This window comes from Sellimonas caecigallum, from assembly GCF_019754295.1.
Classification (GTDB): Bacteria; Bacillota; Clostridia; order Lachnospirales; family Lachnospiraceae; genus Sellimonas; species Sellimonas caecigallum.
Map to the genome: position 1 here is coordinate 136769 of NZ_VIRV01000003.1, position 18899 is coordinate 155667.

Sequence of the window (18899 nt, forward strand, 5' to 3'; positions counted from 1 at the left end):
TTGTATTTTGATTTCAATTTAAACTTGGCAGATTTCATGTTTTTCTTTCCCTTTACAAAAATGAGTGCTATAATGTTTGGAGTATTATGCAGATTTTCGCTATCCGTCGTCTTTTCTTTGGATAGGGGAACAAAAAGGAGTGTGGCCAATGTTTGAAAGAAATTTGACATTGTTGACAGATTTATATGAACTTACTATGATGCAGGGATATTTTAAGGAGCAGGATCATGACAAAGTGGTCGTGTTCGATGTTTTTTATCGTTCTAACCCGTGCAACAACGGCTATTCCATCGCTGCCGGACTGGAGCAGGTCATCGATTATATCAAAGGACTTCATTTTTCTTACGAAGCAGTCGACTATCTGAGAGGACTTCACATCTTCGATGAGGATTTTCTTCATTATCTGAGCGGATATCACTTCAGCGGGGATATTTACGCGATTCCGGAAGGGAGCGTGATTTTCCCGCGGGAACCTCTCATCAAAGTCATCGCTCCTATCATGGAGGCACAGCTAATCGAGACCGCACTTTTGAACATCATCAACCACCAGTCTCTCATTGCCACAAAGACGGCGCGTGTCGTGTATGCAGCATCCGGCGGCGGTATTATGGAATTCGGTCTCCGCAGAGCTCAGGGCCCGGACGCAGGGCTTTACGGGGCAAGAGCTGCGATGATCGGAGGGTGTGTAGGCACATCAAACGTCCTTGCCGGACAGCTTTTTGACGTTCCGGTCATGGGGACACATGCTCACAGCTGGATCATGAGTTTTCCGGACGAGTACCATGCTTTTAAGGCCTATGCAAATCTTTATCCGGACGCATGTACCCTCCTTGTAGATACGTACGACACTCTCAAATCCGGTGTGCCAAATGCCATCCGCGTGTTCCGTGAAATGAAAGAATCCGGTATTCCTCTTAAAAATTATGGTATCCGCCTTGACAGCGGGGATCTTGCTTACCTTTCCAAAAAGGCTCGAAAGATGTTGGATGAGGCCGGTTTCCCGGATGCAAAGATTGCCGCCTCCAATGACCTTGATGAATACCTGATCCATGATCTGAAACAGCAGGGCGCAGCTATCGATGTGTGGGGTGTGGGAACACACCTGATCACATCCAAGGACTGCCCTTCTTTTGGCGGAGTATATAAACTTGCTGCCATGCAGGATGAGACCGGCACTTTTATCCCGAAAATCAAGCTTTCCGAAAACACGGAAAAAATCACAAATCCAGGTAACAAAACGATCTTCCGAATCTATGACAAAGAATCCGGAAAAATTCGTGCAGATCTCATCTGTTTTGCCGACGAGAAATTCGACGAAAGCAAAGATCTCCTGATCTTCGATCCTATCGAAACATGGAAGAAGACAAAGCTCAAAGGCGGCACTTACACGATGCGTGAAATGCTAGTGCCGGTATTTATCCGGGGCGAATGTGTATATCAGTCTCCTACTGTGATGGAGATCGCAGAATATTGTAAAAAAGAGAAAGAAACTTTGTGGGATGAGACAAAACGTCTTTTCTATCCGCATAAAGTGTATGTAGATTTATCCGATAAATTGTACGCGGTCAAAAAACAGCTTCTTGACAAAATGAGCGTAAATGAAGAATAAGGAGGTTTCTATGAAAATTGTAGTATTAGCAGGCGGACTTAGTACAGAGAGGGATGTCTCCCTTTCTTCCGGCGCCGGCATTTGCCGCACGCTTTTGGAAAGAGGACATCAGGCAATCCTTCTGGATCCATTCCTTGGACTCCCGGATGCACCGCAGAACCTGGAGGAGGTATTTTCCATCCCGGACGCCGGACTTTCTATTGCCTCCGGCATCAAATCCACAGAACCAGATCTCGATGCCGTACGCGCCTCAAGGGAAGACAAATCGGATTGTTTTCTTGGCGCCAATGTGATCGATATCTGCCGCCTTTCCGACATTGTATTTATGGGACTTCATGGAGATGTGGGGGAAAACGGAAAACTTCAGGCTGCCTTTGATATTCTGGGAATCCGCTACACTGGCCCAAGTTCTCTCGGATGTGCCCTTTCAATGGACAAAGAAATCACAAAAGTCATTTTTGAAGCGAACCAGATCCCGACTCCTCACGGCACATGGATGAAACGAGGCTTGGCAGACCACTCTCTGGCATCTTGCGGACTTTCCCTCCCTCTTGTTGTAAAACCATGTTCCGGCGGCTCCAGCATCGGTGTTTATATCGTCCACACGGAAGAGGAGTTTGACCGTGCCGTAACGGAGTCCTTCCGGTACGAGGATGAGATCATCGTCGAAGAATACATCAAAGGACGAGAACTCGCCTGCGGAGTCATCGACGGCAAAGCTCTTCCGGTCATCGAAATCTGTCCAAAAAATGGATGGTTTGATTACGCCAACAAATACCAGGACGGATACACAGAGGAAATCTGTCCTGCCAGAATCCCGGAGGAAATCGCTGACCGCATCCAGAAAGCAGCCGAAGCGGCCTTCCGCGCACTGAAGCTTGATGTGTACGCCCGTGCCGATTTTCTTTTGACAGAATCCGGCGAAATCTATTGTCTGGAATATAACAGTCTGCCTGGTATGACGGCTGCAAGTCTTCTTCCAAAAGAAGCGCAGGCTGCAGGAATTGAGTTCGGAGATCTGTGCGAACTCATTATCGAGAAATCTATGGATGCCAGATATCGTGGATAAGCAGATTGATACGAAAGAATGGAGGAATGAACTATGAAAGGGTTATCTCTAGAAACAATCGCTTCTGCGTGTGGAGGGACCTATGTGGGAGATCCGTCGCTTCTTGGGCGGGAAATCCTTGGTGTTGCCATCGACAGCCGAAAAATACAGACGGACTTCCTTTTTATCCCGATCAAAGGTGCACGGGTGGACGGCCATGATTTTATCGGTCAGGTAATGGAAAGCGGCGCATTATGTACACTCTCCGAACACCCTCTCAGCGATGTCTCCTACCCGTACATCCAGGTAAGTTCCACAACCCAGGCTTTGAAAGATATCGCAAAGTATTACCGGACACACCTGGATATCAAAGTGATCGGCATTACCGGAAGTGTTGGCAAAACGAGCACAAAAGAAATGATCGCTTCCGTCCTGTCTCAGAAATACCATGTTCTGAAAACAGAGGGAAACTATAACAACGAGATCGGGCTTCCGCTTACGATCTTTCGGCTGACAGAAGAGCATGAAATCGCAGTTCTGGAAATGGGGATCGATCATTTTGGGGAAATGCACCGGCTTGCTGATATTGCGCAGCCGGACATCTGCGTCATCACGAATATCGGCTATGCACATCTGGAAAATCTCGGCAGCCGTGAAGGGATCTTAAAGGCAAAAACTGAGATCTTCGATCATCTTGGCCCGGATTCCTGCGTTATCTTAAACGGGGATGACGACATGCTCCGAACGATTTCCGATATACAGGGAAATCGTCCGATCTTTTTTGGTATCGATACTGCTGCTCCGGTCTTTGCTTCCCATATAGAAGACAGAGGTCTGCTTGGAACACTGTGCCGGATCCAGCTTCCACAGACTTCAGATGCCCCAGAAATTTCTGTCACTGCAGATATCACAATCCCGGGAAAACATATGGTATACAATGCTATGGCCGGCGCCTGCATCGGGCATCTTCTTGGGCTTTCGAAACAGGAAATCGAGGACGGTATTCACGCTTTAACACCGGTAAGCGGGCGCAATCATCTGATCCAGACCGGATATCTCTCTGTTATCGACGACTGCTATAACGCCAATCCGGCATCCATGAAAGCTTCTCTCGACGTCCTTTCCTCAGCACCCGGACGAACAGTGGCTATCATGGGCGATATGCTGGAGCTTGGGAAAGATGAAAAAGCGCTGCATTATGAAATAGGAGAATATGCAGCCCGAAAAGGCATTGATCTGATTATCTGTATCGGAGAGCTCGCTTCCGAAATCTGCCGCGGTGCTTCCAATACCGGATTTGGAACCAAAGCTTTACACTTTGATTCCAAAGAAGCCTTCCTGGAAAACATGCCGTCCCTTCTCCAAAAAGGAGACACTGTGCTCGTAAAAGCATCCAACAGCATGAAATTTCCGGAGATCGTAAACGCACTGCGTGAGTTTTATGCGTAGTGATGCGTCAGATTACAAATAAAATTAGAAAGGTTTTACTATGAAATATCAAGTACTTGTTCTGGATTTGGACGGCACACTGACAAATTCATCGAAACAGATCACACCGCCCACAAAACAGGCGCTTATCGACATACAGGAAAACGGAAAACGAGTCGTTCTTGCAAGCGGACGCCCTACACAGGGCGTTCTTCCTCTTGCAAAAGAACTGAAGATGGATCATTTCGGCAATTACATCCTTTCCTTCAATGGGGGAAAAATCATCGACTGCCGGACAGGAACCGTCATTTACAATAAAACAATCCCGAACAGCATCGTTACTCCACTGTTTGAGATCGTAAAACAATACGATGCAGATATTATAGCCTACACAGACAAAAATTTGATCTCAGGCATCAAACCGAACCAATATACACAGCTGGAATCCCGTATCAACAATATGCCGATCCTGCAGACAGACCACTTCACAAAAGATGTGGACTTTCCGAACAATAAATTTCTGATCAGCGGAGAACCTGACGTCATCGCACTGATCCAAAAAGAAGCGACCCATCATTTCCGGGGCCTTCTGAATATTTACTGTTCTGAACCATTTTTCCTGGAGATCATGCCACAGAATATCGACAAAGCATACTCCCTCCTGAAACTTCTGAGCAGCATCGGACTAGACGCAGACGAAATGATCTGCTGCGGAGACGGATATAACGATATAACGATGATCGAAACAGCCGGACTCGGCGTGGCGATGCAGAATGCTCAGCCCCTCGTACGCGAAAAAGCCGACTACATCACAAAATCAAACGATGAAAACGGCGTCCTGCATGTGATACAGCAGTTTTTACTTGACTAGGGGACGGGTTCCGACTCGTCGGTACACGTCCCCGATTTTTGACACGATTTTTGTCAAGTTCTTTTTTTGTATTTGTTGCATTTCTTTTGTACTTCTTCGAATTCTGGTATGGATGTGAGTCCTCCGATTTTTTGTACGGAGAGTCCTGATGCGCATGTGCTTTGTATGAGATTTTTTTCCATGTTCCATTTTCTTGTCAGTCCGTAAGCAAAGGCTCCATGGAAGATATCTCCTGCTCCGGTAGAATCGACGGCTTTTACCTGGCAGGCTGGCATATGCCCCAGGCTGCCGTCTTTTTTTCTGTAAAGGAGCCCGTTTTCTCCCAGTGTGACAACAGCGTGTCTGCCGTTGATCTGTTCTATCTGTCGAAGTATTTCCTCACATATATCCCATTCTTCCAGGTGGATTCCTTTTCCTGTATACTGTCTTGCAAAATCTTCTGAGCAGATGAGATAATCGGTCTTTTGGGCAACTTTGTATGTGCTTTCCCGGAATGTGCCTGCATCTGCCACAGAGATTGCCTGGGGATTCGCCGCAATCATGGCCAAGCTGATCTCCGGTTCATGTCCATCACTTAAGATCACATCCGCCTTCTTTTCCGGGATGTGATACTCTGTCTTTTCCCGAGTTCCCGGGAAATTAAAGATCGTCCGGCTGCCTTTTGCTTTTCCGGCTATGATCATGCTGTGCGGGGTTTTCATCCCCGGACATGGAATCAGATATTCTGTACCCACATGGTATTTCTGCAGTGTCTCTTTCAATTTCTTCCCATATTCATCTGAGCCAATCCGTGATATCAATTCCACATTCGCGCCCCATTTTCCGCACAGACATGCCGCATTGAAGGCAGGTCCTCCTCCGCACTCGAAATATTCCAAAACCCGGTATTTCCTGTTTTCCTCTATCGCTCCTTCAATAGGCACTGTGATATCATAAGCGGACTGCCCGATACAAAATATGTTCATTTCTTATTCCTTTCCCTTCTTATCCTCCGGGCATAATTCTTTACATAGAATATGGCGGAGCAGTCCCCCGTACTTTTCTTTTGTCTTCATGATCTCATATCCTCTCCTCTGCACATTGGAGAGGCTGTATATGTTATCCGGATGGACTGTGGCTAATAAATATCGGAATCCCCTTCTTTTCATCTCTTCCTCACACACTTCCATCATCCGCCTTTGAAGATGATACCCTCTGTACTGCGGACGGACAGCGGCGATATCCATGTGCGCGGTCACACTCCTCTGTTCTTTCGTATATCCAAGGTCAAATCCCATATTTTCCTCTTTTTCTCCCGGTATATCCACGAGAAACAGACCGGCAATGACGCCGTCTTCCGCTTCTGCAACTACTACATATCCGATCTTGTCATTTTCCAGATGTTCTTTTACATATAATTCTCCTGAATTGGAAAACCATTCTGAATTTTCCATGTTGTCCACAATATCTCTTATGATCTCACAGATTTGTTCTGCATCTGTCTTTCTTGCAGGGCGAATGCAAAATGTGTGGCCCATCGCCTTATCTATTGCCCGATCATAGGCCTTTCTTGTATCCGGGTCAAAGCAGACCATCGTCACTTCTTCTATCCGGCTTCCGCTTTTCAGAAACCGAAGGATTGTTCTCACTGCAATTTCTGCTGCCTTTTCCACAGGGAAACCGTACACTCCCGTACTGATAGAAGGAAATGCTACTGTCTGAAGTCCATATTCCTCCGCCAGGAGCAGGCTGTTGTGATAACAAGACTCCAGAAGTTCTTCCTCTTTTTTGCTTCCCCCGCGCCAGACTGGCCCAGGTGTATGAATCACATATCTTGCAGGCAGACGGAATCCCTGCGTAATCTTTGCCTGTCCGGTCTCACATCCATGAAGCTTCCTGCATTCTTCCAGGAGCATCGGTCCGGCCGTTCGATGGATAGCACCATCCACTCCACCCCCTCCCAACAGGGATGTGTTTGCAGCATTGACAATCGCGTCTACCTTGTATGTCGTAATATCTCCCGTTTCAATTTTCAATCTTCCCATTTGCCGCCTCCAAACCATTTTCTTTTCCCCAGTTTTTTACAATTTCCGGAACCTCTAAAAGAGACTCGGCAACACAGTCGATATGCTCCATAAGGTCCTCATCCGGCTCTGTCAAATCGGGAATCATCAAAACTTTACAGCCGGCACCATGTGCCGAATATATACCGTTTGGCGCATCTTCCACTGCAAGACAATCTTCCGGTTTTTCCCCCATCTTCCGACACGCGTACAGATATACATCCGGAAATGGCTTTCCCCTTTCTACCATGGTCGCACAGACAATCTCATCAAACAAATCATAAATGCCGGTCTGCTGCAAATATACTCTTGTCCTCTCCTCATCTGTAGCTGTCACTACCGCCGTCCTTATATGCATTTTCCTCAGTGAGGCCAGCGCCTCGTCCACTCCCGCTTTTTTCTCTACCCCATACTTTTCCAGGTGCTGCTTCATCAGCTCCTTCCTGCGTTCCCGGATAGCCATGTAGTCAAAACCAGCTCCGTATTTTTCCGCAAAATAAGGTGCCGCATATGTACTTGCAAAGCTCCGAAACTGACAGGCTTCCTCTATCGTGAGTGCAAACCCTGCCTCTTTGGCCGCCTGCACCCAGAATCTCGTCAGATATTTTTCTGTATCGATCAATGTTCCGTCCATATCAAATAACACTGTCCGTATCATGCGCTCTCCCTCCGCCGGCTTTCTCTGTCTGCCAGATGCCATTCATCATTTCTACCTTCAAGCTCTCTACCGCGCCGTCTCCGTGGACATGGATCTCAAACATTCCCATATCCGACTGCTGATAAAATTTTTTTGTCCCGGAATCTTCCCCGTCATTCAAAAAAACTTCACATACATTTCTGTCCACAAAAACTTCTACCTTTGTTACCATCTGTGTTTCTGCAGGATAAAGAATATTCTTGGATCCCATTCCAACTGTGCGGAATCTTGTCTGCCCGTTCTGCTGCTCAAGATAGAGCTTTCGATCCTTCCATTTAAAAAGTGTCATCCGAAAGTCTGCCGCCTCTTTCATTTGAAGCTTTACGTGATATGTATTTCCTTTGATTGTCTCCAGCTTTACCCGGGAATCTTTGCCTTCATAGAGCGTCTCCCCTATCTGTCCATAGATTGCCGGCAGCGGATTCCGATACAGTTTTCCATCTCGGATATAAGTAATCCTCGGGATGCTCATACTGCCGCATCCTCCATTTTGAGACTTCACATGTTCTTTTAATGTATCCCGTATCCATCCGATGGATACGATACCATTTCTTGTCTTCACAGACTGGACAGCATAGAGGTCGCCTCCGAAATCATAGAGTCCCCTTTTCTCCGGATGAAATCTGTCCTGGTACCACTCGCCGATATAGTAATAAACGCCGTTCTTTCTCCCTGCTTCGTCCCGGTGTCCACAGTACCCAACTGTAAGGATCCATTTTCCACCGGTGCGGAAAAGATCCGGACATTCCAAAGGAAATGCATGATCTGCCTCCAGCTCCTCAAAGGCTGTCCCGTCATAGGTCCAATGATGGAGATTTCGTGATGTATAAAGTGCGATAGCCGGATACTCTTCTGTCCCTGTGCCCAAAAGCATTTTATATATTCCATTTTCCACAAAGACTTTGGGGTCTCTGATATCTTTTAAAAGTCCTTTTTCCTGTTCTTGGATCAATGGTTCTTCCCGCTCAAATTCAAGTCCATCTCTTGATTCTTTCACGACCTGGTATTCCATCATCTCGCTTGGCTCTTCCCTCCTGGATATGTGTCTTGTAAAGAATAGTCTCATTTTCTCATCCTGATCAACAAACGCATGCCCGGAAAACGCCCCTCCCACAAGAGACGGATCTTCCAGAAGCTCTGTCTGAGGTTCTATACAGACCGGAAGATGTGTCCAATGTACCATATCTTTGGTTACAGCATGGCCCCAGTACATGTTATCCCATTCCTCTGAAAACGGATGGAACTGGTAAAACAGATGATAATAGTTGCGGTAAAAACAGAACCCGTTCGGGTCATTCATCCAGCCTTTGAACGGCATAAAATGATATTGTGTCCGCATCGGTGTGTCGTACCATTCCCCAAGGTCTTGTTTTTCGTATGTACTCCCATCCTGCAAAAAGCAGACGCCTTTCTCCATGATCTGATCCAACCCGCTTAGATATGCATAAGAAATGTCGCAGTCTGCTGTATAAAGCTCATAAGCAGTCCCCTGATTTACTGCCATGCGTATCCATTGCCGGTACTTTGTCGTCCGTATCGTCTTGTACACTCCTCCGGAAATAACCTGGATCGTCCCTGTCTTCCCCGGTTTTGTCTTTATAAACAACTCCAGTCGTCTGTATTTCTGTGTATGAATGATCATGTCCTCGCCCTCCTGTCGCAGCAGGCCGTACCTCAACTCAGCCTTCGTTTGTTGTTTTACATCTACTTTAGTATACCACAAAAACAGTGCCCTTTGCAGCAAAACGGCATCTTACCTCCCTTCTTCGTAAGTAAGATGCCGTCTCTTTTCCGTTATCCTATAAAATGGAACGCTGCGATTACGATTGTCGTGCCGATGACTGCTATCATTGCAGTCAAAAAGCCAACTGTAACCCATCTCGGAAGCGTTTGCGCATTCTTTGGTATCTCATCTCCTGGCGCCGTAGAAAGCTCCGCTTCAGAAAGAACCGATTCGATAATTTCCATCGCTCTGGATGCATCCAGCTCATCCACATAGATTTTCTCTCCATAGATAGAGTTTCCGGTATATACATCCATGGCTCCTCCGCTTCCCGGAGCTTCCCGAAATCCCTGGATATGATTTCTGTGAAGTGCTTCCAGGAGCATTTCAGCCTCTACCCTGTCTCCCGCCGTATAAATCTTTACCGGCTTCATTGCCTCTACAGCTTCTTTTCTCGCTTTCACTGCCATAAAAACACCTCCGCCCCACATATCGGATCATCGGATTTTCAGTTGTTCGTATAGAATCATTATAGCCCTGTTCTTTTCTTTTTTCAATCGATAAATCTTTCTCTCCGCTCTTGACATTTTCTTGATTTAGATCTATTATGATATCAAAATAATATCATTTCAACTCATACATTAATAGGAGGAATCAGTTATGGAGAACAGTCAAAATGTAACTTTGGAAGAACGGATTTTACACGCCAAGAACGGGTTTGTGATGCTTTTTTTCTTTCTTCTCATAACCGCCGCCGGAATTGCAGCTTGCATCGCTGGTCCTGTTCTATCTGAGTCCGGGATGCTTTCCGATAGAGCTGCTGTCGCCATTTTTTCCGTCGGTATGCTGATCGTGATCGCAGCCATCATTGGGCTGTGCGGACTGAAAGTACTTAATCCAAACGAAGCCATTGTACTTGCATTATTCGGGAAATATTACGGCACCATCAAGAAATCCGGATTTTTCTGGGTCAATCCATTCTGTACGGCTATCAATCCTGTACGGAAGAGTTCCATCACTGTAGGAAGCGGCGGCCACACTTCTGTAAGTACCGGAGTCAAAAAGATCTCTCTGAAAACCATGACACTTGACAATGCGAAGCAGAAAGTAAACGACGAACTTGGAAACCCGGTAGAAATCGGAGCAGTTGTCATCTGGAAAGTTATCAACCCTACACAGGCTGTCATCAATGTAGAGAACTACAAAAACTATCTCTCCATTCAGTGCGATGCTATTATTCGAAACACTGCCCGAAAATATCCGTATGACGTAAATGAAGGAGAGGATGAAAAGTCACTTCGCGGAAGCAGTCAGGAAATCGCGCACATCATGAGTCTGGAACTCCAGGAAAAAGTAGAAAATGCAGGTATTCAAATCCTTGATGTGCGGATTACCCATCTTGCCTACGCTCCGGAAATCGCATCCGCAATGCTTCAGAGACAACAGGCAGCCGCCATTATCGATGCAAGACAGAAGATCGTGGAAGGCGCTGTCGGAATGGTAGAGATGGCTCTTGACAAATTAAACGAAAATGATATCGTAGAGCTGGACGAGGAACGAAAAGCGGCCATGGTAAGCAATCTCCTCGTTGTCCTCTGCGGAAACAAAGATGCACAGCCGATCGTTAACAGCGGAACCCTCTATTAAAATAAAAGAAAAGGCGGGACACATTTTGGAAAAGAAAACAAGCGATAAGGGAAAAGCCAAAAAGCAGGTTCCTTTGCGGCTCTCTCAGACTCTTTATAATGAAATTGCCCAATGGGCAGAAGATGATTTCCGTTCTATGAACGGACAGATTGAATATCTTTTGACAGAGTGTGTGAAATACCGGAAACGAACGCAAAATAAACAAAACATGGAAGAATCTATATAAAAGAAAAACTGCGGGGATCTGTTTCAGATTCCCGCAATTTTTCTTTTTTTCATTTATCATACCATTCCCAACAGGTGTGTCGCTACCTGGAAGTAGATCAGGATAGATCCTGCATCTACAATCGTTGTGATCAACGGCGCAGCCATGATGGCCGGGTCGACATGCAGTTTCTTTGCGAATAATGGCAGAATACATCCGATGATCTTAGCCATAATAATAGTTGCCGTAAGAGAAATGGCAATGAGGACTGCCATCATCGGGTCATGATAACGTACCATGATATAGATTCCGTTTGTCACTGCGAGGACGACTCCCACAAGCAGAGCGACCCGGAATTCTTTAAACACGACACGGAAAATATCCTGGAAATGAATCTCGTCCAGAGCAAGGCCACGGATTACAAGAGTGGAGCTCTGAGATCCACAGTTTCCGCCCGTATCCGTAAGCATCGGGATAAAGGATACAAGGAGAGGCAATGCCGCAAATGCCGCTTCGTACCGCGCGATGATCGTCTGTGTGATGGTAGCGGAGAGCATCAAAACAAGAAGCCATCCAATCCGGTTTTTTGCATGTACTGCAACTGAAGTCTCAAAATACGTTTTTTCACTTGGATTCAAGGCGTTCATGATCTCCATATCTTCCGTGGTTTCGTCCACTATGACATCCAAAGCGTCATCGATAGTCACGATTCCCACCATATATCCCTGCATATCCAGTACCGGGAGCGCCAGCAAATCATATTTGGCAAACAACCGTGCCGTCTCCTCCTGATCCGTGTGAGTCGTGACGGATATGATTTCCGTCTCCATCAGTTCTTCCATCTGCAGATCATCATCCATCGTCATCAGGTCTTTCGCCGAAACAATCCCTATCAACCTGCGGTTTTCCAAAATATAGCACGTATAGATCGTCTCCTTGCGAATTCCCGTTTCCTTTATATGAGCCATGGCCTCTTTGACGGTCGTTGTTTTCTTGAGATCCACATACTCCGTCGTCATAATGCTCCCCGCACTGTCTTCCGGGTAGTTCAGGATCGTATTGATCTGGTCTCGCTTTTCCTTACTTACATGATCAAGGATCCTTGTCACTAAATTCGCCGGAAGTTCTTCCAGCAAATCAACAGTATCATCCATGTAAAGATCGTTTAGTAATTCCTGCAGTTCCTTCTCCGTAAACATCTCAACCAGGTACACCTGCATGGAGCTGCTCATCTGAGCAAACACATCCGCCGCTTTTGACTTCTCAATGAGGCGAAATGCCTGAATCAGCTCTTTATCTTCCAGATCGGCAAGGAGAGCTGCAATGTCCACAGTATTCATCACTTCCAGAATACTTCTCACTGCCTTGAACTCTTTCTTTTCCAGAAGATCCATAAAAATCTGTTTGTTCATAGCAATACCTTCTTTCTTTGTTCAATTTTTTCTGATCCGTATACTTCTTCGAGTCATAACTGCCTCCTGCGTCCATTACACTCACCTGCCTTTCTTCTATTATCTTTTTACTGCAAGCCTTGTGATCATATATATCCGTATTTTTACACATAAAATAAAAAAGCCTCCGGAATCTCATTCCGGAGGGATCACATGCCTTGCTCATCTGCATTTTCATACGTTCAAGCTTTAGTATCACAGGGCGTATCAACTGCATTAGGTTATGCCTTCTTTTCGACATACCCTGCTAACCAGCGCATTGTGTCTCCACAAATCTGCGGCAGCAATCTTAGGTTTCCCAAATCCCTGTGGTAACCTCACCTACCGAATTATTTCCTTTACCATCATACTTCCCCTTCCACATTCTGTCAAGTTTTTATTTCATTCTTTCCAAATGTGCTATATACTAAAGATTAGTATGAAGGCTGATTTCGCCTTTCCATTTCACATAATCAAGGAGGCTGATACTTTGCGGATACTGATTGCAGAAGACGAAAAAGATTTAAACCGGATCCTTACCTCTAGACTTAGAGAGGAGCATTACAGTGTGGACTCTTGCCTGAACGGCCAGGAAGTCTTGGACTATCTTGCCTGTGCAGAATATGATGCGCTGATCCTCGATATCATGATGCCTGTTATGGACGGACTGACTGTCCTAAAGACAATACGCAGGCGTCGGATCAATACCCCCGTTCTTCTTCTGACTGCAAAAGACAGCATTGAAGACCGGGTCGCTGGGCTGGATGCAGGGGCAAATGATTATCTTGTAAAGCCGTTCGCATTTGAAGAACTTTTAGCCAGGATCCGTGTGCTGCTGCGCCGTCCTTCGGCCACTCCAACCAACTGTTTACAGATCGCCAACCTGAAAGTGCTTCTTGACACCCACCAAGTCTACCGCGGCGACACAGAGATCAAACTGTCCGGGAAAGAATTCTCTCTGCTCCGCTATATGATCCAGAACGAAGGTATCGTACTTTCCCGCGCAAAGCTGGAACAGCACATCTGGAACTATGATTTTACAGGGGGATCCAACGTTATTGATGTCTATATCCGGTATCTGCGCCGGAAGATTGACGACGGATACGAACCAAAATTGATCCACACAGTCCGGGGCGCCGGATATGTATTGAGGAAGCCATTATGAAACGCATGTCATTAAAACTGAAACTCACACTTATTTATACATTTTTCATGATGCTTGTAACGTGTGTAGCTCTTGGAATCTTATTTTCCCTCAGCAACAAAGAAGTACTTTCCTCCAAAAGAATGCAGCTTCAAAAGCATGTTCAGGAAAGTATGGAAGATATTGGATCCGATGCTGGAAAACTGAAAGTGGATTCCGATTTTTATAATCTGGAGGACAATATCTATCTTTCCCTTTACGGAACAAACGGAGATTTTCTGTACGGACGCGTTCCATACGGTTTCGACAAACAGCCAGACTTTCAGGACGGAAGGCTGCGTACCATCACGGAAAATTCTTCGGAATGGTTTGTATTTGATTTGGAGTACTATGCAGAAGACTATGGACCTGTCTACATTCGGGGCATTACTTCTGTGACACGGGCGGAGGAAGGTTTCCTCATCACACTCCGCTTTGCCATGATCATTCTGCCGCTTCTTGTGATTCTTACAGCCATCATCGGATACAGGTTTACACGGCGTACGCTGAAACCAGTTCGTCTCATCACAGAAACGGTTCGGAAAATCCAAGCGGACGAAGACCTGTCCCGTCGGGTAGATCTCGGAGACGGAAAGGACGAGATCTACCATCTTGCCAACACTTTTGATCAGCTTTTGGAGCAGCTGGAAAAGGCCTTCGGGCGTGAGAAACAGTTTACATCTGATGTCTCCCATGAGCTTCGAACACCCATTACCGTCATCCTTACCCAGTGTGACGCCCTTCTCACAGATCCGACACTGACATCCAGTCAGCGGGCCCAGTTGGAACTGATTGAGCGCAAAGCACAGAATATGGCACAGATGATTTCCCAGCTCCTTCTCCTATCCAGAGCAGACCAGGGACGCCAAAAGCTTACCCTTGAGTGCCTGAATATCAGCGAACTCATGGAAATGACAGCGGAAGAACAGCAATTGCTTGCCCATGAAAAGCAGATTACAATCCACCAGGAAATCGAACCGGACATCTGGTACAATGTAGATGAAACATTCTTCATCCGCATGCTGACAAACCTCTTTTCCAACGCGGTGTCCTATGGAAAACAAGGCGGAAACATATACGCCCGCCTGTCTGTACAGAACAATTTCATCACAGGCTCCATAGAAGATGACGGCATCGGCATCTCCAAAGACGTTCTGCCCCATATCTGGGAACGATTCTACCGGGCAGACACCTCACGCACTGATTCGGGACATTCGGGGCTTGGACTTTCCATGACCAAATGGATCGTGGAAGCGCACGGGGGAACTATTACTGCAGAAAGCGAACTCGGAAAAGGCAGCACATTTACATTTCTCCTTCCACTAAAATAGTTTTCTGTTATCAGAAAAAGAGTCTTGGGACTATACTCCAAGACTCTTTTTTTACATATCTTTAGTATGAGATATAAGCATGCCGCATGTGATTACTGCCACACAAAATGCAGCTATAAAATACCACAGATTTTCAAACCGAAATCCATTGTTCAACATTAATCTATATCCCCAGAAAGCAGGGAAAATGCGTCCTGACATTTCCAGAAAATTTGGCAGCAAATCAGCAGGAAACATGATCCCCGAAAGCAGGATAGATGGTAAAAATACAAGCTGTGCGATCATTGTTAGCTTCGCCTGATTTTTTACGATCAGTCCCAATATACTTCCAATGCTGAGCGATACCACTATGTATATGGCAAGCGCAAGAAAAAATCTCGGTAAATGTATCGGTAAAATCGCCTCAAACAATACAGGGGCAAACAGCAGTATAATAATACAGGTAATCATCAAATGGACAAATGTGGAAAAAAACATCGTGACAAGACCTAAGTATAAAGGCACTCCGTTTGCCTTATAAACCTTTTTTACATCGCTTCCATAAGTTTCCATCAGCGATGGCGGCAATCCGATAAATGCTCCCATTGAAACGCTCATCACGATCATAGATTGTATCAGCGTATCTCTCATCTTAGGCATAACAGATGTAAAAATACCGCCCATGAGAAGGAAGAAAATAAGAGGAACGATATAGCAGGTAACCAACAAAGATTTGCTTCTTATATCCAGTTTCCACTGTAACGCAGCGCCATACAAAAAACCACTCATGATCCTTCCCTCCTTGCCATTTCAATAAAATGCTGTTCAAGTGTACCTTTATCAACTTTAATATCCAACACTCCAATACCCCTGTGTTTTAATTCTCCGAGCAGGGAAAGTAAGGCATCTTCTATATTATCCGTTTCAAAAGTGTTGGTCCCTTGCTGCGTTTTGATATGAATACGGTATTTTTTCCCAACTTTTTCGGTCAGCTCCGAAACCGTACCACAAAAAGCAATCTTGCCGCCATTCAAAATTGCAATACGGTCGCATAATGTTTCTACTTCCGCCATATCATGGCTTGCTAGCACAATCGTTTTGCCTTTGGATTGAAGTTTTCGGATTTGTTCGTGCAGTGACAGCCTGCCTTCCACATCAACTCCCGCCGTTGGCTCATCAAGAAAAATAATATCCGGATTGCCGACAAGTGCAAGAGCGAGGTGTAATCGCCTTTTTTGCCCTGTTGACAGCTGGATATATTGTTTCTTTTCCATTTCTTTTATACCGAGATTCTCAATCATAACATCGTCAATCTTTGCCTTATTCCATTTCGCAAACAGTTTTACAGCTTCCATTGGTTTCATGTGAGAAGGCAAAGATGATGATTGTAACTGAATCCCCATTTTACCGTTTACCGTGATCATACCGCTGTCATAAGTTCTCAAACCTTCGATACATTCAAAAGCAGTTGTCTTTCCTGCTCCGTTTACGCCAAGCAAGGCAAAAATCTCTCCTGGCTCGACCTGAAAATCAAGTCCTTTGAGAACCACATGGCTGCCATAACTTTTCTTTAATTCACAAACCTGTATAGCACTTCTCATTTTTTTGCCTCCTCAAACGGATTCACTCCGAGCCTGGAAAAGTACACCTGCAAAGCTGGCTCTAAATAATCGTTCACGATTTTTTGCTTTTCTTCCCATGCATTTGCTGCAGTATCAATCTGTCCAATTTCCATCAGTTTGGGCAGCATGCTCATATCTCCGTTCGTAAACTCCATGATCAATTCCCAATACATTTTTGTAATCTGTTGGCTTTTTTCGCTTTCAGGCAGCACATTGTCTTTTTTTAACCGTACAATTTCATCACTCAAATGGTTAAATCTTTCCATAAAGTCCAACCCGCTTTTTTTATCAAATTGACCGCGTATATGGTCAAGCGTATCATCGTCGAAGAGCTTAATGAGGTAGTAAAATTCATTGTTCATCTGCAGATTGACGATAATATCCGCATATTTTTTAAAATTTACTGTCTTCATTTGCAGCACTTCTGCTTTTAACTGTTCTATCGCCGTCAAAGAAGCGGTCAGCTGATCTATTTTTTTACGTATATTATTTGCCTGCTCTGTAAGAGCGTTTGCAACATCGGAAGGTGTCTCTAAAGAAATCAGATGTTGTTTTATATCGTCCAAAGAAAACCCCAGTGATTTCAAAGATATAATCTGATGAAGGGTAATCAAATCCTTATCTGTATAAAGCCTTCGCCCTCCCTCGCTTTCTGCTGATGGGGAAAGCAGCCCTTCTTTATCGTAGTATTGCAAAGTACGGACGGTAACGCCCATTTTCTTTGCCATTTCTCCAACTGTCATAAACCCCGGCGGTATTGCTCTGTATTTTGCCATAATCATTTCGCCTCCTGACACATATTATAGATCATTACGCTGCGTCACGAGCAATACTATATTTGAGAAAAGACAACCTTAAGGACATGACACGCGGTAAATACGGGTACCTGCCTTTCGAACATTTAAGGAAAAATTTGGGAATTACTGTTAAATAAAAATAGAAAAGCAACGTATTTCCGCTGTTTCTCGGCACTTTTTTAATGAAAAATCCTTCTCAAAAAAAATTTAAAAAGTTTTGAGATTTAATCTTCCTTTAATCTTGGAATCCTATACTTTAATCAACAACAAACAAGAAACAAAAAACAAGCCGGAAGGCGAAAGGAGAATTTATTATGAAGAAAAGATATATTTTAACAGCACTTATCTCTGCAACATTACTTGGTCTCGCAGCAGGATGCGGAAGCGGAAAAGATATCGGCGAAGCCGAAGCTAAAAAAGTAGCTCTGGAAAACGCAGGCGTTCAGGAATCCGATGCCACAAGAATCCGTGTCTCCAAAGACAGAGATGACGGAATGACAATCTATGATGTACAATTTGATGTAAATGAAAAAGAATATGACTACGAAATCAACGCAGAAAACGGCGAAATCCTAAGCTCTGATGTTGACACCGATGAAAACTATGCAAACCAGCAAAATCAGAATGGTGCCACCGACACAGGAAATACGGCCCAAAATAATAATACCAACACAACCGATGACACCCAGCAGCAGAATACACAAACTACAAACAATGCAAACGTAAAAATCAGCGAGGCAGATGCAAAAAAAGCCGCTCTGGACAGAGTACCTGGAGCCTCCGAAACTGATTTAAAAATGGAACTGGAATTTGATGACGGCAAATACACTTACGAAGGAGATATCATCTATCAGCAAAAAGAATACGAATTTGAAATTGACGCAAATACAGGCACATTTCTAAAATGGAGCGAAGAAAACCTGTAAGTCTAAGGGTTTTACAGATGATATGGGGACGTGTTCCGACTAGCAGGTACACGAAGTAGAAATCCAGAAAATGTCAGTAAACCGCGGAAATTCAATAAAAATCACGGGGACGTGTTCCGATCAGTCGGAACACGTCCCCGTTCTTTGTTTTTCTAAATTTTTGTTATTTTTCATACAATTCTATCTGTACCGTATAGTCCAGTTTTTGTTCTGGTTCGACAAATTTGAGTCTTTTTTGTTTTCTCATTTGGTCTCGTCCATCCGGATAGCAGTTTCCACATTCCAATCCCAGCACGTAGTCTCTTACCCCCATCATTTTCCATTCAGTAAAGCTGTCTAGTTTTTGGGGATCGAAGTGGAG

19 protein-coding genes, 1 pseudogene and 1 riboswitch are annotated in these 18899 nt (G+C 45.0%); of the genes and pseudogenes, 9 read left to right on the forward strand and 11 right to left on the reverse strand.

Going from position 1 to position 18899, the window contains the following annotated elements:
• The first annotated feature begins 148 nt into the window (after positions 1-148).
• The 4 genes from FLB61_RS04095 to FLB61_RS04110 are packed head-to-tail and all read left to right on the forward strand — an operon-like array spanning position 149 to position 4956.
• Positions 149-1609, forward strand: a complete 1461-nt coding sequence (locus tag FLB61_RS04095) for a nicotinate phosphoribosyltransferase (RefSeq protein ID WP_087201174.1) — start codon at positions 149-151, stop codon at positions 1607-1609.
• 10 nt (positions 1610-1619) lie between these two features.
• Complete coding sequence (locus FLB61_RS04100; RefSeq protein ID WP_087213348.1) at positions 1620-2678, forward strand: D-alanine--D-alanine ligase family protein; 1059 nt, start codon at positions 1620-1622, stop codon at positions 2676-2678.
• 33 nt (positions 2679-2711) lie between these two features.
• Positions 2712-4106, forward strand: a complete 1395-nt coding sequence (locus FLB61_RS04105; RefSeq protein ID WP_221919455.1) for a UDP-N-acetylmuramoyl-tripeptide--D-alanyl-D-alanine ligase — start codon at positions 2712-2714, stop codon at positions 4104-4106.
• Between the two features lie 40 nt (positions 4107-4146).
• On the forward strand, positions 4147-4956 hold the full coding sequence (locus tag FLB61_RS04110) for a Cof-type HAD-IIB family hydrolase (protein WP_221919456.1): 810 nt from the start codon (positions 4147-4149) through the stop codon (positions 4954-4956).
• Between the two features lie 53 nt (positions 4957-5009).
• Here the strand turns inward: FLB61_RS04110 and FLB61_RS04115 are convergent, their stop codons facing one another.
• The 6 genes and pseudogenes from FLB61_RS04115 to FLB61_RS04135 form a co-directional block, all read right to left on the reverse strand.
• Positions 5010-5921 (reverse strand): carbohydrate kinase family protein, encoded by a 912-nt coding sequence (locus tag FLB61_RS04115; RefSeq protein ID WP_221919457.1) that lies wholly within the window; start codon positions 5919-5921, stop codon positions 5010-5012.
• Between the two features lie 3 nt (positions 5922-5924).
• On the reverse strand, positions 5925-6473 hold the full coding sequence (locus FLB61_RS13325; RefSeq protein WP_334300396.1) for a GNAT family N-acetyltransferase: 549 nt from the start codon (positions 6471-6473) through the stop codon (positions 5925-5927).
• 6 nt (positions 6474-6479) lie between these two features.
• Positions 6480-6980, reverse strand: a pseudogene (locus tag FLB61_RS13330) (O-acetyl-ADP-ribose deacetylase); the annotation flags it as partial.
• Entirely contained in the window at positions 6961-7656 is a 696-nt protein-coding gene (locus tag FLB61_RS04125) for an HAD family hydrolase (RefSeq protein ID WP_221919459.1), read from the reverse strand. The pseudogene FLB61_RS13330 and the gene FLB61_RS04125, both read right to left, overlap by 20 nt.
• The gene (locus tag FLB61_RS04130; protein ID WP_221919460.1) at positions 7634-9337 is read right to left on the reverse strand and encodes a glycoside hydrolase family 32 protein; all 1704 of its coding nucleotides are present in this window, start codon (positions 9335-9337) and stop codon (positions 7634-7636) included. The genes FLB61_RS04125 and FLB61_RS04130 overlap by 23 nt, the downstream gene beginning before the upstream one ends.
• Before the next feature lie 152 nt (positions 9338-9489).
• Positions 9490-9888: a putative signal transducing protein gene (locus FLB61_RS04135; RefSeq protein WP_087213333.1), complete on the reverse strand. Its 399-nt coding sequence runs from the start codon at positions 9886-9888 to the stop codon at positions 9490-9492.
• A gap of 190 nt (positions 9889-10078) precedes the next feature.
• Here FLB61_RS04135 and FLB61_RS04140 point away from each other — a divergent pair, with 190 nt between their 5' ends.
• A complete protein-coding gene (locus FLB61_RS04140; RefSeq protein WP_221919461.1) occupies positions 10079-11065 on the forward strand; it encodes an SPFH domain-containing protein in 987 nt (328 codons plus the stop codon).
• Positions 11066-11090: 25 nt separating this feature from the next.
• Complete coding sequence (locus FLB61_RS04145) at positions 11091-11291, forward strand: type II toxin-antitoxin system antitoxin (protein ID WP_087201197.1); 201 nt, start codon at positions 11091-11093, stop codon at positions 11289-11291.
• Positions 11292-11347: 56 nt separating this feature from the next.
• Here the strand turns inward: FLB61_RS04145 and mgtE are convergent, their stop codons facing one another.
• Positions 11348-12682 carry a magnesium transporter gene (gene mgtE / locus FLB61_RS04150; RefSeq protein ID WP_087213330.1) on the reverse strand — a complete coding sequence of 445 codons (1335 nt, stop codon included), beginning with the start codon at positions 12680-12682 and terminating at the stop codon, positions 11348-11350.
• Positions 12683-12887: 205 nt separating this feature from the next.
• A riboswitch (M-box (ykoK) riboswitch) is annotated at positions 12888-13057 on the reverse strand.
• Positions 13058-13190: 133 nt separating this feature from the next.
• Between mgtE and FLB61_RS04155 the strand changes: the two genes are divergently transcribed.
• The gene (locus tag FLB61_RS04155) at positions 13191-13865 is read left to right on the forward strand and encodes a response regulator transcription factor (RefSeq protein WP_221919462.1); all 675 of its coding nucleotides are present in this window, start codon (positions 13191-13193) and stop codon (positions 13863-13865) included.
• Entirely contained in the window at positions 13862-15214 is a 1353-nt protein-coding gene (locus FLB61_RS04160) for a sensor histidine kinase (protein ID WP_221919463.1), read from the forward strand. The genes FLB61_RS04155 and FLB61_RS04160 overlap by 4 nt, the downstream gene beginning before the upstream one ends.
• Before the next feature lie 51 nt (positions 15215-15265).
• Here FLB61_RS04160 and FLB61_RS04165 read toward each other — a convergent pair whose 3' ends face one another.
• The 3 genes from FLB61_RS04165 to FLB61_RS04175 are packed head-to-tail and all read right to left on the reverse strand — an operon-like array spanning position 15266 to position 17591.
• Positions 15266-15982 (reverse strand): ABC transporter permease, encoded by a 717-nt coding sequence (locus FLB61_RS04165; protein WP_087213322.1) that lies wholly within the window; start codon positions 15980-15982, stop codon positions 15266-15268.
• On the reverse strand, positions 15979-16794 hold the full coding sequence (locus FLB61_RS04170) for an ABC transporter ATP-binding protein (RefSeq protein ID WP_221919464.1): 816 nt from the start codon (positions 16792-16794) through the stop codon (positions 15979-15981). The genes FLB61_RS04165 and FLB61_RS04170 overlap by 4 nt, the downstream gene beginning before the upstream one ends.
• Positions 16791-17591: a MerR family transcriptional regulator gene (locus FLB61_RS04175; RefSeq protein WP_221919465.1), complete on the reverse strand. Its 801-nt coding sequence runs from the start codon at positions 17589-17591 to the stop codon at positions 16791-16793. The genes FLB61_RS04170 and FLB61_RS04175 overlap by 4 nt, the downstream gene beginning before the upstream one ends.
• Positions 17592-17926: 335 nt before the next feature.
• Here FLB61_RS04175 and FLB61_RS04180 point away from each other — a divergent pair, with 335 nt between their 5' ends.
• Entirely contained in the window at positions 17927-18538 is a 612-nt protein-coding gene (locus FLB61_RS04180; protein ID WP_087201209.1) for a PepSY domain-containing protein, read from the forward strand.
• A gap of 163 nt (positions 18539-18701) precedes the next feature.
• Here the strand turns inward: FLB61_RS04180 and FLB61_RS04185 are convergent.
• The coding region (locus tag FLB61_RS04185) for a DUF4432 family protein (RefSeq protein ID WP_221919466.1) at positions 18702-18899 on the reverse strand (198 nt) is incomplete at its 5' end.